We start from the raw sequence: 15,059 nt of genomic DNA on the forward strand, positions 1-15,059 counted from the left end.
TGGTACTGCAGGGGGGACCCTGTGGGAGAGTAGGACGCCGCCGAACAATCATTCAGAAAAGCCCCTGATCCCTTCGGATCAGGGGCTTTTCGCATGTCCGCTCAGTTGTCGTCGTCCTCGTCGGGCAGCTGGGCGTCGTCGGTCTTCGGCTGACCCTGAGCCTGGGCCGGCTTGGGCTCGGTGGTCGGGGCGTCCGAAGGCGCTGCCGAGGCCGGTGCCGAGGCTGCGGCCGATGGCGCGGCCGATGGCGCGGCCGAAGCGGGCGCTGACGGGTCGGCCGGCGTTGCGGGTGCTGCTGCCACTGCCGCGGTGCCCCAGGACGGCCGGTCGAGCCACTTGTCGGCGGTGTTGGTGAGGCGGGTGACGCCCGTGCCGTCGGCGCGCATGCTGTAGAGGTCGGCGCCGCCGCCGGAGGGGGCCTGGGCGAAGACGATGGACTTGCCGTCGGGTGCGTAGGCCGCGGCGCCGTAGAAGGCGGTGGACGGGGCCGGGGTGAGGGCGCCGATGGCGGTGCCGTCGGGGTGGACGGTGTAGATGCCGCCGCCGGGGGCGTTGTCGGGGCCGACCGGGTAGGTGGTGAAGAGGATCTGGGTGCCGTCGGGGGACCAGGTCGCACGGTCGCCGGCCCGCAGTTCCCAGGGGGTGAGCTGGCGCAGCCCGGTGCCGTCCGTGCCGACCACGTAGACGGCGCGGCTGTTGGCGGGTTGGCCGGTGGCGCTGGTGCGGTACTCGAAGGTGAGCTGCTTGCCGTCGGGGGACCAGCTGGGGTTGCTCACGGCGCCGGAGTAGGGCTTGTCGTTGGTCAGGAAGGTGAGCCGTTGGACGTTGGTGCCGTCGGGGCTCATCAGGTAGAGGTCCGAGTACTGGACCTGGTTGTTGTGGGCCTGGTCGAGGGCGCCCCAGGAGCGGCTGAACGCGAGCTGCTTGCCGTCGGGGGAGAAGGCGGGGGCGCGTTCGTCCTCGTTGGCGCAGTCGGCGGTGCCGCCGGCGGCGTCGCAGAGCTGGCTGATCTGGTGGGCGTTGTCGCCGCCGGTGGTGACGGTCCAGAGCCGGGCGGTGCCGGACTGCGGGTCGGTGCGGTCGAAGGCGACGGCGCTGCCGTCGGGGTTCCAGTCGGGGTGGTCGTCGCGGGCGCGCGCGGGCGGCTGGGTGATCTGGTGCTGGTCGGCGCCGTCCGGGCCGAGGGTGACGATGGCGCTGGTGGTGCGGGCGGCGTCGGTGTAGGCCCGGCTGACGATCAGTCCGTTGCGGGTCTCGGCGTGCGCCGCGGCGCCGACGACGCCGGGGGTCGCCGACGGGGTGGGGTCCGGGGTCGCGGTGGGGGACTCCGGGCGGATCTCGGAGAGTGGGATGTCACCGGGTTCGGCTCCGCACCCGGTGAGCAGGGTGCCCAGAAGCAGGAGGCCCGCACCGGCGGTTGCGCGGGTGCGGGCCTTGCCGCTGGTGGGGGACTGCCGTGTGCCGGCGATCCGTGTCATCTCCGTCTCCGACCTTTCCGACCGCTTCGACGTGTGCCCCGGTCCGCGGTGGGAGGGACGCAGGACGCATCCAGGAGGAAGGCCCCTGGAAGGAGCTGTCACTGTGTCAGACGGGGTGTGTCGGCGGCCGGGCGACACGCGACGGATCGCATCGGCTCGGTCACACGGAGTAGACGGCTCCGGGGCGGGTCAGCCCCGGGCGGCGCGGCGCTCGGCCTTGGCGAGGGCCTCCGCCTCGTCCTCGGCCTCGGCGACCTCCAGGGTCGGCGCGGTGCCGCCGAGCTGGGCGGGCAGCCACCAGCTGTCCTCGGGGCCGGAGGGCTTGCCGGGGTACTCGCGCTGGGCCCGGTCGAGCATCTCGCTCATGGCGGCGCGCAGCTTTCTGGTGACCATGACGGGCTTGTCGTTCGGGCCGAGGTGGATCGGTTCGCCGATCATGATCGTCACCGGGACGTGGCGCTTGGTGAGGGTCTTCGGACGGCCCTTGGTCCAGAGCTGCTGCGTGCCCCACAGGATGACCGGCAGCAGCGGGGCGCCGGAGTCGGCGGCCATCCGGGCGGCGCCGGTCTTGAACTTCTTCAACATGAACGAGCGGCTGATGGTCGCCTCGGGGAAGACGCCGACGACCTCGCCGGCCTTGAGGGCGCGGACGGCGGCCTCGTAGGCGGGCTGGCCGTCGGTGCGGTCGACCGGGATGTGCTTCATGCCGCGCATCAGCGGGCCGGAGACGCTGTGCCGGAAGACGTCGTCCTTGGCCATGAAGCGGGTCTTGCGCTTGCCGCCGCGGTAGGCGCCGAGGCCGGCGAAGAGGAAGTCCAGGTAGCTGATGTGGTTGCTGACCAGCACCGCTCCGCCGTTGGCGGGGATGTGCTCGGCGCCGATGATCTTGATCCGCACGTCGAGCGCGCGGAAGGCGGTGAGTGCGGCGCCGATCACCGGCGGGTAGACGAACTCTGCCACGGTCAGTCCTGACTTCCACGGGCCGGGGCCCGGTACGGCGGGTACCCGCGCCGTGCGTGGGGGCCGACCGGAGCACGGCACGCCGCGGCGGTCACGGGTGATACACGGAGATGATCCCCCGAACGAGTGCCTGCTGTCACCTGAGGCGTGCGGTCAAGCGAATATTCACGGTGTGATCTCCGTGATGAATCCGACCGGGAACTTTTCCGGCCCGCCGCCCGGCCCGCCGTCCGGGCCCGGCACCCGCTCCGATCAGGCCCCGGCGCCCAGGCGGCCCTGGGCGCGGCGGACGATCGGGTAGATCTCGCAGCCCGGGCAGTAGCCGAAGGCGGCGTTCAGGAAGGCCGCGGCGAGGGCGAAGCCGGCGGTCAGCAGTCCGAGCCAGCCGACGCCGGTGAGGAAGCCGAGGGTGCCGATGACGGCGAAGACGGCCCCGCCGCCCTGGGCGAAGCGCAGCGGGCGTTCGTCCTCGGTGGTGGTGGGCGGCGCCAGGCGGGGGGCGATGAGGAGGTGGAACAGGCCGACGTACGGGGAGCGGCGGGGGCCGGCGACCGCGCCGACCAGGAAGACCAAGGCTTGGAGGGAGAGCAGCAGGCCGCTGCCGGTGATCAGGACGGCGGCCAGCACCGCACTGGTGAGCGCGGCGGCGAAGCGGTGACCTCGGGGGTCGGTCTGCAAGGAGTCTCCGGAGTGGTCGCGACGGGCGGCTGCGGCGGGCGGCTGCGGCGGGGCGCGTCAGCGACAGCGGACGGTGGTGACGGGCCTCGGGTCGACGACGCAACGGACGGTCAGCAGCGGCGGGGAGAGGGGGGCGGAGTCCACCCGCCGATCGTACGGGCCCGGTGTCGGCAGGTCGACCTCCCTTTCGGAGCCCGTACGCGCTGCCGCAGACTGGGGGGATGACCGGACTCGTGGTGTGCCTCGTCGTACTGGCGGTGGCGAGCGGGTTCGGGCTGGTGAGGACAGGGCGCGACGGGAGGCTGCGGGTGCGCACCAAGGACGGGACGGTACGGCTGTCGGAGGAGGACCTGGGCGGGCCGCTCGGTGAGCGGGCGACCCTGGTGCAGTTCTCCACCGCCTTCTGCCAGCCGTGCCGGGCGACCCGGCGGGTGCTGGCCGAGGTGGCCGGGATGCTCGACGGGGTCGTGCACGTGGAACTGGACGCCGAGGCGCAGCTGGAGCTGGTCCGTCGGCTGGAGGTGCTGCGGACGCCGACCGTCCTGGTGCTGGACGCGGCCGGGCGGGTGGTGCGCCGGGCGGCGGGGCTGCCGCGCAAGGCGGACGTGATCGCGGCGCTCGGCCAGGCGGTGTGACGGACGGGCGACCGGCGGCGGAGGGGCGGCCGGAGGGGCGGCGAGGGGATTCGTCGACGGTTGGTACCCCCCGTGAGGTGGGGCCGGCCCCCGGCTGGGGCAGGATGGGCGCAAGCGGCGGTGCCGGCCGTCCGACCTAAGCTACTGGCCAGTAGTGACCACTGCGCTACCGCCGAGTATGCTGCCAGGAAGTTCCGGACCGGCACGGGAAACTCGCTGCCCGGAGCGGGTGCGTGCCGTGTTCGCACCCGCTTGCACGCCGCAGCCGTCGGACGAGACCAGTACAGGAGACAAGGCCGTGAGCTTGAGGATCGTTGTCTGTGTGAAGTACGTGCCGGATGCGACGGGTGACCGTCGTTTCGCGGACGACCACACCACGGACCGGGAGGGTGTGGACGGCCTCCTGTCGGAGCTGGACGAGTACGGCGTGGAGCAGGCGCTGCGGATCGCGGAGGCGAACGAGGGTGCCGAGGTGACGGTGCTCACGGTGGGTCCGGACGATGCGAAGGACGCGTTGCGCAAGGCGTTGTCGATGGGTGCGGACAAGGCCGTGCACGTGAACGACGACGACATCCACGGTTCGGATGTGATCGGGACGTCGGCGGTGCTGGCGAAGGCGCTGGAGAAGACCGGGTTCGACCTGGTGATCGGTGGGATGGCGTCGACGGACGGCACGATGGGTGTGCTGCCGGCGCTGCTGGCGGAGCGGCTGGGTGTGCCGCAGGTGACGCTGCTGTCCGAGGTGTCGGTCGAGGGCGGTGTGGTGCGGGGTCGTCGGGACGGTGACGCGGCGACCGAGCTGGTCGAGGCGGCGCTGCCGGCGGTGGTCTCGGTGACGGACCAGTCGGGTGAGGCCCGGTACCCGTCGTTCAAGGGGATCATGGCGGCGAAGAAGAAGCCGGTGCAGTCGCTGGACCTGGACGACCTGGGGATCGAGGCGGACGAGGTCGGTCTGGCGGGTTCGTGGACGGCGGTCGACTCGGTGGCGGCGCGTCCGGCGCGCACCGCGGGCACGGTCGTCAAGGACGAGGGCGAGGGCGGCAAGCAGCTCGCCGCCTTCCTCGCCGACCAGAAGTTCGTCTAGTCCCCGCCCGTCAGCGCATCCAACGATCGATCAGGAGCAACGAATCATGGCTGAGATCCTGGTTCTGGTGGACCACGCCGATGGCGCGGTCCGCAAGCCGGCCCTCGAACTGCTGACCCTGGCCCGCCGTATCGGTGAGCCGTCCGCCGTCGTGCTGGGCGCGGGTGCCGCGGCCGCCGACATCGCCGCCAAGGCCGCCGAGTTCGGTGCCGCCAAGGTGTACGTCGCCGACGGCGCCGAGTTCGCCGACCAGCTGGTCGTCCCCAAGGTGGACGCCCTGGCCCAGATCGCCAAGGCCAACGACGTGGCCGCCGTCCTGGTCACGTCCTCCGGCGAGGGCAAGGAGGTCGCCGCCCGCGTCGCGCTGCGGATCGGCTCCGGCATCATCACCGACGCCATCGACCTGGAGGCCGGCGACGGCGGTCCGGTCGCGACCCAGTCGGTGTTCGCCGCTTCCTTCCAGGTGAAGTCCACGGTCACCAAGGGCGCCCCGGTCATCACCGTCAAGCCGAACGCCGTGGCCCCGGAGGCCGTCGCGGCCGCCGGTGCGGTGGAGAACGTGTCGGTGGAGTTCACCGGCAACGCCGCCAAGGTCACCTCGCGCACCCCGCGCGTCTCCACCGGCCGCCCCGAGCTGACCGAGGCCGCCATCGTGGTCTCCGGCGGCCGCGGCGTCGGTGCCGCCGAGGGCTTCGGCGTGGTCGAGGAGCTCGCGGACGCGCTCGGCGCGGCCGTCGGTGCCTCGCGCGCCGCCGTCGACGCCGGCTGGTACCCGCACAGCAACCAGGTCGGCCAGACCGGCAAGCAGGTCTCGCCGCAGCTCTACATCGCGGCGGGCATCTCCGGTGCCATCCAGCACCGGGCCGGCATGCAGACCTCGAAGACCATCGTGGCCGTCAACAAGGACCCCGAGGCCCCGATCTTCGAGCTGGTCGACTACGGCGTGGTCGGCGACCTGTTCCAGGTGCTGCCGCAGCTCACCACCGAGGTGAAGGCCCGCAAGGGCTGATCCCCGCGCGACGGGTCCCCAGGACCGGAGGGCGTGGTACCGGGTGCTCGGTACCGCGCCCTCCGTCGTCGTGCCCCGGGTCCCGGGGAGTGCCGAGCCGGCCCGTAGAGTCGGCCCGACGGCGCCCGGGCGCGGGAGCCTCCGGGGCGAACAGGGCGAGGACGAGGGCGAGGACCGAAGCATGGCACTGCTGACGGCACTTCACGGCGACCACGGCGACGCGGCGGACGCGCTGCGGATCGACGGCCGGACGCTCTCCCGGGAGGAACTGCTGGGCGCGGCGACCGCGGTGGCCGACCGGGTGGCCGGGGCCCCCGCGCTGGCGGTGCTCGCCCGGCCCACCCTGGAGACGGTCACCGCCGTGGTCGGCGGGCTGCTGGCGGGCGTCCCGGTGGTGCCGCTGCCGCCCGACTCGGGCCCCAAGGAGCGCGAGCACATCCTGCGGGACTCGGGCGCCGTGCTGCTGGCGCACGCGGCCGGGGAGGACGCGCCCGACGCCGGGCCGGTGGCGGCCCTGCCCGTCGACCCCGCCGAGCGGTCGGCGACCACCTACGCCGAACCGGCCGCCGACGCGACCGGTTTCGTGCTCTACACCTCGGGCACCACCGGCGCGCCCAAGGGCGCGGTGATCCGGCGGGCGGCGATCGCCGCCGACCTGGACGCCCTCGCCGCCGCCTGGCAGTGGACCGCCGAGGACACCCTGGTGCACGGGCTGCCGCTGTTCCACGTGCACGGGCTGCTGCTCGGCGTGCTCGGCGCCCTGCGCACCGGCAGCCGACTGGTGCACACCGGACGGCCCACCCCGGAGGGGTACGCGCAGGCGGGCGGCAGCCTGTACTTCGGCGTGCCCACCGTGTGGTCCCGGCTGGCGGCGGACCCCGCGGCGGCCGGGCGGCTGGCCCCGGCCCGGCTGCTGGTCTCCGGCAGCGCGCCGCTGCCCGTACCGGTCTTCGAGAAGCTGGCGGCGCTCACCGGGCACGCCCCGATCGAGCGCTACGGGATGACCGAGTCGCTGATCACCGTCAGCACCCGGGCGGACGGCGAGCGGCGCCCCGGCAGCGTCGGGCTGCCGGTGGACGGGGTGCGCACCCGGCTGGTCGGCGAGGACGGCGGGCCGGTGCCGTACGACGGGGAGAGCGTCGGCGAACTCCAGGTCAGCGGCCCCACGCTGTTCAGCGGTTACCTCAACCGGCCGGACGCGGACGCCGAGGCCTGGACGGCGGACGGCTGGTTCCGCACCGGGGACGTCGCGGTGATCGGGGCGGACGGCTTCCACCGGATCGTCGGCCGGGCCTCGGTCGACCTGATCAAGAGCGGCGGCTACCGGATCGGCGCGGGCGAGGTGGAGGCCGCGCTGCGCGACCACCCGGCGGTCGCCGACGCGGCCGTGGTCGGCGCGCCGGACGAGGACCTCGGACAGGTGATCGTCGCGTACGTCGTGCCGGACGGCGCCGTGACGGGGGAACAGCTGACGGCCTTCGTGGCGGAGCGGCTCTCGGTGCACAAGCGCCCGCGCCGGGTCGTGCTGGTACCCGAACTGCCCAGGAACGCACTGGGAAAGGTGTTGAAGAAGCAGCTCCTGACGGAGCACCGCGGCCACTGATGAGGGGGCGTCGGGACACGCCCGGCGGTGACGGGTGTTCACCCTGATGCGCCGTCGGGCCCGGAGCCCGGGAAACCTTCCTTTGGCGCACTCCACTGCGCGCGGTGAGCGGACGCGTGCCTAACGTGACGAGCAGGCAGAACTGAATCCACGGGAGACATGCCGCGGCCCCCGGTCGCACGGCCGGGGGCCGCGGCACGTCGGACCGGGGACTGCCGAGGGTACGGACCGGCGCTGCCGGGGCGTACCGCGTGTCCGCAGCAGTTTCCGCAGCCGCCCTTCCGGCGGCCGTACGCCGCAGTGCGTTCGCAGCAGTGAAGGAAGTCAGCAGGGATGACCACCGTCAACACCGGCGCACCGGATGCCGCCGACGAACCGACCGGGCAGCACGCCCCCGCCGCCCGCCCCGCCACCGCCCGTCCTTCGCGGGCCGCGCGGATCCGCCAGGGGATAGGCATGGCGGCCGTGATCGCGGTCGGCGTGGGGACCATCGGCCTCGGCACCGGGGTGACGCCCGCCGCGGCCGAGAAGGCCCCGGCGCACGCCGGGTGGGACGGCTCGCGGTACTGGTTCAAGAACAGCCAGGGGCAGTGGCGCTGGACCACCCACTACAGCGTGTACGTGGCGCGGACCGGCGGCGGCAAGTCCTCGGCGGGGTCCTCGTCCTCCGCGAAGCCCGCCAAGTCCTCGAACGGCGGGATCAAGCAGGGCTGGGACGGCTCGCGGTACTGGTTCAGGAACAGCAAGGGGGAGTGGCGCTGGACCAGCCACTACGACATCTACCTGCAGCGGACCGGCGGTTCCCCGTCCTCCTCCGGCTCCTCGGGGTCCTCCCACGAGGTGGCGGTGGACGGCGACGTCGAGACCGCGGTGGAGTACGCGCTCGCCCAGCTGGGCAAGCCGTTCCGGACGGCCGGCAACGGGCCGGACGGGTACGACTGCTCGGGCCTGGTGCAGCAGTCCTTCCGGCGCGGCGGCATCGACCTGCCGCGGGTGGCCAACGACCAGTACGAGGCCACCACGCCGGTCAAGGCGAGCCAGCTGCGCCGCGGTGACCTGCTGTTCTGGTCGCCGGACGGCACCGCGCGGGGCATCCAGCACGTGGCGATCTACCTGGGCAACAACCGGTACGTGGAGGCCGCGCGGCCCGGGACGCTGATCCGGATCTCCGGGATCAGCAGCGGGTACTACCCCGCGTTCATGGGGCGGCCGTAGCGCCCGGGGTGCGGGGCGTCCGGCCGGTGGGCCGGGCGCCCCGCACCCGCGCCCCGGTGACCTGGCTGTCCCCGGCCCGGGCGGCGGTGCGGTCCTGCCGACGCGCTGTCAGAGGTCGGCCGGGCGGGGGAGGGCGCCGCGGGCGCCGGGCGCGGTGACGGCGAAGGCCCCGGCGGCGACGGCGGTGGCGGCCGCGTCGGGCAGGTCGGCCAGCCGGGCGAGACCGGCGGCGAGCGCGCCGCAGAAGACGTCGCCAGCCCCCGTGGTGTCGACCACCCGGACGGTGGGCGCGGGCAGCCGGGTCAGTGCTCCGCCGACGGCGACCAGGGCGCCCCCGCCGCCGAGGGTGACCACCGCCCCCTCGCCCTGCCGGGCCAGCGCACGGGCCGCCGCCTCGGCGTCCGCGGCGCCGGTGAGCTGCCGGGCCTCGACGGCGTTGGCGACCACCAGTGGGCGGCGTCCGGTGGGCCCGGGGGCGGGCAGCGCACCGGCCGGGGCGGTGTCGTGCAGCCAGCGGGTGCCGCCGCGCGGGCCCGCGGCGGGCAGGGCCGCGGCGACGGCGCGGACGCACGCCGCGGGGACCTCGTTGCTGGTGAGGACGACGTCGACCGGGAGCAGGTGGAGCCGGGCCAGGGCCGCGCCGACCTCGTCCGCGGTCAGGTGGGCGTTCGCGCCGGGCACGACCACGATGCTGTTCTCCCCGGCGGGGTCGACCAGCACGATCGCCTGGCCGGTGGGCGCGTCGGGGTGGGTGTGGACGGCGCCCGTCTCCACGTTCGCGCCGCGCAGGTCGTCGAGCGCCGCCTCGCCCTCGGCGTCGCGTCCGACCTTGGCCACCAGGTGGGTGGCGGCCCCCATCCGGGCCGCGGCCACCGCCTGGTTGGCGCCCTTGCCACCGAAGCCCCGGGTGGCGTCGGTGGCCAGGACGGTCTCGCCGGGCGCGGGGAGCACGGGGCAGCGCAGGATCCGGTCGGTGTTGACCGAGCCGATGACGACGACCCGGCCGGCGGGGAGCAGCTTCATCGTTCCTCTGTACGCGGCGGGGCGCGGCCCGCGCAAGCGGTGCGCGTGAAGGCGCCGGGCGGGGCGGGCGCGGGGCGGTGAGGGTGCCGGGCGGGGGAGTGGGAGGGCGCAGGGAGGGCGCGAGCGGCGTACGGTCGGGGCGCGCACCGGAAGTCGGCCGGTCCGACTTCCGGTGCGAACGGTGTGGCGGCGGGGTGCGGCTTTGATGGCGGCCGGTCCGCATTTATCCGTACCGGGCCCGTGGCCTGGGCACATGCCGCTGTCAAGGGGCGGGCCGGGGCGCGCGGGCGGGCGCGGCGAGCAGTTTTGGGGAGCGGCGTGGCGCGGGTACCACCACGGGTGGCGCTGGTTCGGCCGACGGGGGCGCTGCCCGGTGCGAACGGCATCGGGGCAAGTCGAGGGCAGGGGACGTTGTGATCGTCTGGGTCAATGGCACATTCGGGGCGGGCAAGACGAGCGCCTGCCGCGAGCTGGTGGAACTGCTGCCCGGGAGCGTGCTCTTCGATCCCGAGCTGGTCGGCTTCGGACTGCGCCGGATGCTTCCGGCCGACCGGCTGGCCACGGTGTCCGACTTCCAGGACCTCGCGGCCTGGCGTCGGCTGGTGCCCGAGACGGCCGCCGCGCTGCTCGGCGAGGTGGGCGGGCCGTTGGTGGTGCCGATGACCCTGCTCAGAGAGGACTACCGGGACGAGATCTTCGGTGATCTCGCCGCGCACGGGATCACGGTGCACCACTTCGTCCTGGATCCAGAAGAAACGATCCTGCGAAACCGCATAGCCCAGCGCGAGGAATGCCCGGGCGACCCGGAGCGCAGCGAGCGGGTCCGCACCTGGTGCCTGGAGCACCTGCCGCACTACCGGGCGGCCCGCCGCTGGCTGGTCGGCGACGCCCGGATGATCGACAGCGGCGCGCTCACCCCGCGCGAGACCGCGCACCGGATCGCCGAACTCGTCCGGGTCGGCGCCGCGCGCTGCCCGATCGTCCAGGCCCCCGAGCCGACCGGCGACACCGTGGCCTCGGCCGTGCTGTTCTTCGACGAGCAGGACCGGGTGCTGCTCGTCGACCCGGTCTACAAGCCCGACTGGGACTTCCCCGGCGGCGTGGTCGAACGCGGCGAGGCCCCCACCGACGCCGCCCTGCGCGAGACCGCCGAGGAGCTCGGACTGCGCCTGGACCCCTCGGTGCTGCGGCTGCTCGCCGTCGACTGGGAACCGCGCACCGGCCCGCGCCGCGGCGGCCTGCGGCTGATGTACGACGGCGGCCTGCTCGACGACGCGGGCCGGCAGAACCTGCTGCTGCAACAGGAGGAGCTGCGCGGCTGCCGGTTCGTCACCCTGGACGAGTCGGCCGAGCTGCTGCCGCCGAGCCGCTACCGGCGCCTGGCCGCCGCGCTGGACGCCCGGCGCAGCGGGGAGCTGCGCTACCTGGAGGCGGGGTGCCGGGTGGCGCTCGGCCGCCTGGCCAGCACGGCGGACGCCGCATAGGACCGGGGGAGGGCGGGCCCGGGTGCCGGTCGGCGGCGCGGCCCCGGTCGGCGGCGCGCCCCGGTTGGTGGCGGGGCCGGGGCGGGGGTCAGGATGGGGGCATGCCGTTCACCCTGAGCCATCCCGCCGCCGTCCTGCCCCTGCTGCGTCACGCCGGGGAGCGCGGGCCGCTGGTGGCCTCGGCGCTGGTGGCCGGGTCGATGGCGCCCGACGTGCCGTTCTTCGCCGAGTCGCTGCTGCCCGGGGTGTACGGGCACGGCGGGCTGACCCACGCCTGGTGGGCGGTGCCGACGCTGGACGTGGCGATCGCCGGCGTGCTGGTGGCGGGGTGGCACGGGCTGCTGCGGGCGCCGCTGGTGGGCCTGCTGCCCGAACGGTGGGCGGGCGGCGCCGAGGCGTTGACGGTCCGCCGGGCCGCGGCGGCCGGTGCGGGCGGTACCGGCGGCTGCGGCGGTGCCGGGGGCCCGGGCGCGGACGCGGCCTGGTTCGTGGTCTCGGCGGCGGTCGGCGCGGCCACCCACGTCGGCTGGGACGCGTTCACCCACGGCGGCCGGCTGGGCGTGCGGCTGCTGCCCGTACTGGACCGGACGGTGGCCGGGGTCCCGGTCTACGAGGTGCTGCAGTACGGGAGTTCGGCGCTCGCGCTGGCCGCGCTGGGCGGCTGGGCGGCGCGCGCGGTGCGGGCCGTCGAACCGGTGGCCCCGGCCGTGCGGCTCGCGCCGCGGACCCGGCGGACGGCCACCGCGGTGCTGGCCGCGGCGACCGTGGCCGGGGTGCTGCACCGGATCGGCCCGCTGCGCCGCAACCTCGTCCCGGAGGTGTGCTTCGGAGCCGGTGCCGGGCTCGCGGTGGGTGCGGTCGGCTACGCGGCGGTGGTCGCGGCCGCCCGCCGGTGGCGTGGCGGGCGGCCCGGGACCGGTGCGAACTCCCGTCAGACGGTGCGCAGTTCCGCGTAGCGGCGGAGGAAGAGGGCCTCGGTGAGGGCCATCCGCTCCAGCTCCTGCGGGTCGACGCTCTCGTTGACGGCGTGGATCTGGGTGGTCGGGTCCTCGACGCCGACCAGCACGATCTCGGCCTGCGGGTAGAGCGAGCGCAGGGTGTTGCAGAGCGGGATCGAGCCGCCCTCGCCGGCCGCGACCATCGCGGTGCCGAAGGCCTCGGCCATCGCCTCGCCCATCGCCTCGTAGGCCGGGCCGGTGGTGTCGGCGCGGAACGGCGCGCCGTTGCCGTGGCGCTGGAGGGTCAGCCGGGCGCCGAGCGGGACCTGCGCCTCCAGGTGGGCCACCAGGGCGTCCTGGGCGGCCCCGGTGTCGGTGCCCGGCGGGACGCGCAGGGAGATCAGCGCCTTGGCGGCGGCCTGCACCGAGGAGGTGGCGCCGATCACCGGCGGGGCGTCGATGCCCAGGACGGTGACGGACGGGCGGGCCCACAGGCGGTCGGAGATGCTGCCGGTGCCGGTCAGGGCGACGCCGTCGAGCACCTTGGTGTCGGCGCGGAACTGCTCCTCCGGGTACTGCACGCCCTCCCAGGTCTGGTCGGCGGCCAGCCCGGCGACCGCGACGTCGCCGTTCTCGTCGTGCAGCGAGGCGAGCACCTTGATCAGCGACTGCAGCGCGTCGGGGGCGGCGCCGCCGAAGGCACCGGAGTGCAGGTTGCCGGCCAGGGTGGTGACCGAGGCCTCGACCACCGTCATGCCGCGCAGCGAGGCGGTCACGGTCGGCAGGCCGGGGGCGAAGTTGCCGGTGTCGCCGATCACGATGGCGTCGGCGGCCAGCAGCCCGGGGTGGGCCTCGGCGTAGCGCTCCAGGCCGCCGGTGCCCTGCTCCTCCGAGCCCTCCACGATGATCTTCAGGCCGACCGGGTAGTCGTCGCCGTACACCTGGCGCAGCGCCCGCAGGGCGGTCAGGTGCATCAGGATGTTGCCCTTGCAGTCGGCGGCGCCGCGCCCGTACCAGCGGCCGTCGCGCTCGGTCAGCTCGAAGGCCGGGCTGTCCCAGCCGCTCTCGTCGAGCGGGGGCTGCACGTCGTAGTGCGAGTAGAGCAGGACGGTCGGGGCGCCCTCGGGGCCGGGCAGCTCGCCGTAGACGGACTGGGTGCCGTCCGGGGTGTCCAGCAGCCGGATGCCGGTCAGGCCCTCGGCGGCGAAGGCCTCGGCGACCCAGTGCGCGGCCTTCTGGCACTCCTCGACCGGGAACTGGCGCGGGTCGGCGACCGACTGGAAGGCGACCAGCTCGGCGAGGTCGGTGCGGGCACGGTCCATCAGGGACCGGACGGCGTCGGCCAGGGGCTGTGACATCGGGGCTCCGAAGGGGACGGGTCCGCCCGGGGGGTGGTGCGGGCGGAGGGGGTCGGTTGGGGTACCGCCGATCATAGGCGGAGCCGTCCGGGGGGCTTCGGGGAGCTTCCCCGTCGGGGGGTGGTGCGGCGTCCGGAAGGCCGGGCGGACGCATAGGATTGGTCGACGTGACTGACTCCGGAAGCCCTGATTCCCGTAGCCCGATCGACAGCCCGCCGGACGGCCCGTCGGACGAGGCGCTCGGCGTCCCGCTCGACGGGGCGCTCGACGAGGCGCCGCAGCCGCCCGACGGCGTCTGGGACGTCGTGGTGGTCGGCGCCGGACCGGCCGGGGCCTCGGCCGCGCACGCCGCCGCCGCGCAGGGCCGCCGGGTGCTGCTGCTCGACAAGGCCGAGCACCCCCGCTACAAGACCTGCGGTGGCGGCATCATCGGCCCGTCCCGGGACAGCCTGCCGCCGAACTTCGAACTGCCGCTGCAGGACCGGGTGTCGGCCGTCACCTTCGCCTACGACGGGCAGTACACCCGGACCCGGCGGTCCAAGCGGATGCTGTTCGGGCTGGTCAACCGGGACGAGTTCGACCTGCGGCTGGTCCAGTCCGCCAAGCAGGCCGGGGCGGTGCTGGTCACCGGAGTGACCGTCACCGGGGTCGAGCAGCGCGGCGGCGAGCACCGTACGGCCGTGGTCACGGCCGCCGACGGGCGCACCTTCGAGGCCCGGGCGGTGGTCGGCGCGGACGGCAGCGCGAGCCGGATCGCCCGGCACGTGGGCGTCACCTTCGACCAGATCGACCTCGGCCTGGAGGCCGAGATCCCCGTCCCGCCGCAGGTGGCCGCCGACTGGTCGGGCCGGATCCACCTCGACTGGGGCCCGCTGCCCGGCAGTTACGGCTGGGTGTTCCCGAAGACCGAGACCAGCAGCCTGACCGTGGGCGTCATCTCGGCGCGCGGCGACGGCGAGCGGACCAAGCAGTACCTCGCCGACTACATCCGGCGCCTGGGCCTGTCCGGCTTCCCGCCGCGGGTCGAGTCCGGGCACCTGACCCGCTGCCGGGCCGAGGACTCGCCGCTCTCCCGCGGCCGGGTCCTGGTGGCCGGGGACGCGGCCGGACTGCTGGAGCCGTGGACCCGCGAGGGCATCTCGTACGCGCTGCGCTCCGGCCGGCTGGCCGGGGAGTGGGCGGTGCGGATCGCGGAGGCGGGCGACGCGGGCACGGTGCGGCGCGAGGCGCTGAACTACGCGTTCGCGATCAAGGCCGGGCTGGGCGTGGAGATGCGCGCGGGCAAGCAGCTGCTGAGCGCCTTCGAGCGGCGGCCGTACCTGTTCCACACGGCGGTCACCACGGTGCCGGCGGCGTGGCGGGCGTTCGCCCGGACCACCCAGGGGCACACCACCTTCGCGCAGCTGCTGCGGCAGAACCGGGCGGCGCGCAAGCTGATGGCGATGGCCGCCCGGTAGCGGGATCCGGTTCGTGCGGCCGGGGCGGCCCCCCCCGGCGGGGGGGCGGGCCCGCCCCGCCCCGGGGGGGGGGGCGGGCGGGGGGGGGGGCCCCGGGGGGTGTGGCCCGGGTCGGGGGGGGGCCAAACGCTGCCACC

General features: G+C 74.9%; 13 protein-coding genes. 8 read left to right on the forward strand and 5 right to left on the reverse strand.

Annotated features, from left to right (window positions below; genetic code table 11):
- Positions 1-101: 101 nt before the first annotated feature.
- From ACFY2K_RS42745 to ACFY2K_RS42755, 3 genes are all read right to left on the reverse strand, one after another.
- Entirely contained in the window at positions 102-1,478 is a 1,377-nt protein-coding gene (locus ACFY2K_RS42745; RefSeq protein WP_387718387.1) for a hypothetical protein, read from the reverse strand.
- 189 nt (positions 1,479-1,667) lie between these two features.
- A complete protein-coding gene (locus tag ACFY2K_RS42750) occupies positions 1,668-2,438 on the reverse strand; it encodes a lysophospholipid acyltransferase family protein (protein ID WP_375892416.1) in 771 nt (256 codons plus the stop codon).
- 252 nt (positions 2,439-2,690) lie between these two features.
- Positions 2,691-3,116, reverse strand: a complete 426-nt coding sequence (locus tag ACFY2K_RS42755; protein WP_375892414.1) for a DUF4395 domain-containing protein — start codon at positions 3,114-3,116, stop codon at positions 2,691-2,693.
- 221 nt (positions 3,117-3,337) lie between these two features.
- Here ACFY2K_RS42755 and ACFY2K_RS42760 point away from each other — a divergent pair, with 221 nt between their 5' ends.
- From ACFY2K_RS42760 to ACFY2K_RS42780, 5 genes are all read left to right on the forward strand, one after another.
- Positions 3,338-3,751: a thioredoxin family protein gene (locus ACFY2K_RS42760; RefSeq protein ID WP_380595341.1), complete on the forward strand. Its 414-nt coding sequence runs from the start codon at positions 3,338-3,340 to the stop codon at positions 3,749-3,751.
- 298 nt (positions 3,752-4,049) lie between these two features.
- Positions 4,050-4,835 (forward strand): electron transfer flavoprotein subunit beta/FixA family protein, encoded by a 786-nt coding sequence (locus ACFY2K_RS42765; RefSeq protein ID WP_387718409.1) that lies wholly within the window; start codon positions 4,050-4,052, stop codon positions 4,833-4,835.
- Positions 4,836-4,881: 46 nt separating this feature from the next.
- Complete coding sequence (locus tag ACFY2K_RS42770; RefSeq protein WP_380595347.1) at positions 4,882-5,844, forward strand: electron transfer flavoprotein subunit alpha/FixB family protein; 963 nt, start codon at positions 4,882-4,884, stop codon at positions 5,842-5,844.
- Between the two features lie 181 nt (positions 5,845-6,025).
- Positions 6,026-7,447 carry an acyl-CoA synthetase gene (locus ACFY2K_RS42775; protein WP_380595345.1) on the forward strand — a complete coding sequence of 474 codons (1,422 nt, stop codon included), beginning with the start codon at positions 6,026-6,028 and terminating at the stop codon, positions 7,445-7,447.
- 333 nt (positions 7,448-7,780) lie between these two features.
- Positions 7,781-8,662, forward strand: a complete 882-nt coding sequence (locus ACFY2K_RS42780) for a C40 family peptidase (protein ID WP_387718394.1) — start codon at positions 7,781-7,783, stop codon at positions 8,660-8,662.
- Between the two features lie 108 nt (positions 8,663-8,770).
- On the opposite strand, the gene ACFY2K_RS42785 is transcribed toward ACFY2K_RS42780, so the two are convergent.
- Positions 8,771-9,685, reverse strand: coding sequence for a PfkB family carbohydrate kinase (locus ACFY2K_RS42785; protein ID WP_387718397.1), 915 nt, complete (start codon positions 9,683-9,685; stop codon positions 8,771-8,773).
- A gap of 413 nt (positions 9,686-10,098) precedes the next feature.
- Here ACFY2K_RS42785 and ACFY2K_RS42790 point away from each other — a divergent pair, with 413 nt between their 5' ends.
- Both ACFY2K_RS42790 and ACFY2K_RS42795 read left to right on the forward strand, forming a co-directional pair.
- Positions 10,099-11,169 (forward strand): NUDIX domain-containing protein, encoded by a 1,071-nt coding sequence (locus ACFY2K_RS42790; RefSeq protein WP_375892402.1) that lies wholly within the window; start codon positions 10,099-10,101, stop codon positions 11,167-11,169.
- 101 nt (positions 11,170-11,270) lie between these two features.
- Entirely contained in the window at positions 11,271-12,125 is an 855-nt protein-coding gene (locus ACFY2K_RS42795) for a DUF4184 family protein (RefSeq protein WP_387718400.1), read from the forward strand.
- Here the strand turns inward: ACFY2K_RS42795 and ACFY2K_RS42800 are convergent.
- Positions 12,101-13,465 (reverse strand): dipeptidase, encoded by a 1,365-nt coding sequence (locus ACFY2K_RS42800; protein ID WP_387718403.1) that lies wholly within the window; start codon positions 13,463-13,465, stop codon positions 12,101-12,103. The two genes, ACFY2K_RS42795 and ACFY2K_RS42800, sit on opposite strands and share 25 nt — an antisense overlap.
- A 167-nt stretch (positions 13,466-13,632) precedes the next feature.
- Here ACFY2K_RS42800 and ACFY2K_RS42805 point away from each other — a divergent pair, with 167 nt between their 5' ends.
- Positions 13,633-14,922, forward strand: coding sequence for a geranylgeranyl reductase family protein (locus tag ACFY2K_RS42805; RefSeq protein ID WP_387718406.1), 1,290 nt, complete (start codon positions 13,633-13,635; stop codon positions 14,920-14,922).
- Positions 14,923-15,059: the final 137 nt, after the last annotated feature.

Source organism: Kitasatospora sp. NPDC001309 (assembly GCF_042896295.1).
Classification (GTDB): Bacteria; Actinomycetota; Actinomycetes; order Streptomycetales; family Streptomycetaceae; genus Kitasatospora.

Excerpts from the sequence above, each read along its gene's own strand:
- ACFY2K_RS42745 (WP_387718387.1), bottom strand. The coding sequence starts at position 1,478 with ATGACACGGATCGCCGGCACACGGCAGTCCCCCACCAGCGGCAAGGCC.
- ACFY2K_RS42760 (WP_380595341.1), top strand. The coding sequence starts at position 3,338 with ATGACCGGACTCGTGGTGTGCCTCGTCGTACTGGCGGTGGCGAGCGGG.
- ACFY2K_RS42770 (WP_380595347.1), top strand. The coding sequence starts at position 4,882 with ATGGCTGAGATCCTGGTTCTGGTGGACCACGCCGATGGCGCGGTCCGC.
- ACFY2K_RS42775 (WP_380595345.1), top strand. The coding sequence starts at position 6,026 with ATGGCACTGCTGACGGCACTTCACGGCGACCACGGCGACGCGGCGGAC.
- ACFY2K_RS42780 (WP_387718394.1), top strand. The coding sequence starts at position 7,781 with ATGACCACCGTCAACACCGGCGCACCGGATGCCGCCGACGAACCGACC.
- ACFY2K_RS42785 (WP_387718397.1), bottom strand. The coding sequence starts at position 9,685 with ATGAAGCTGCTCCCCGCCGGCCGGGTCGTCGTCATCGGCTCGGTCAAC.
- ACFY2K_RS42795 (WP_387718400.1), top strand. The coding sequence starts at position 11,271 with ATGCCGTTCACCCTGAGCCATCCCGCCGCCGTCCTGCCCCTGCTGCGT.
- ACFY2K_RS42800 (WP_387718403.1), bottom strand. The coding sequence starts at position 13,465 with ATGTCACAGCCCCTGGCCGACGCCGTCCGGTCCCTGATGGACCGTGCC.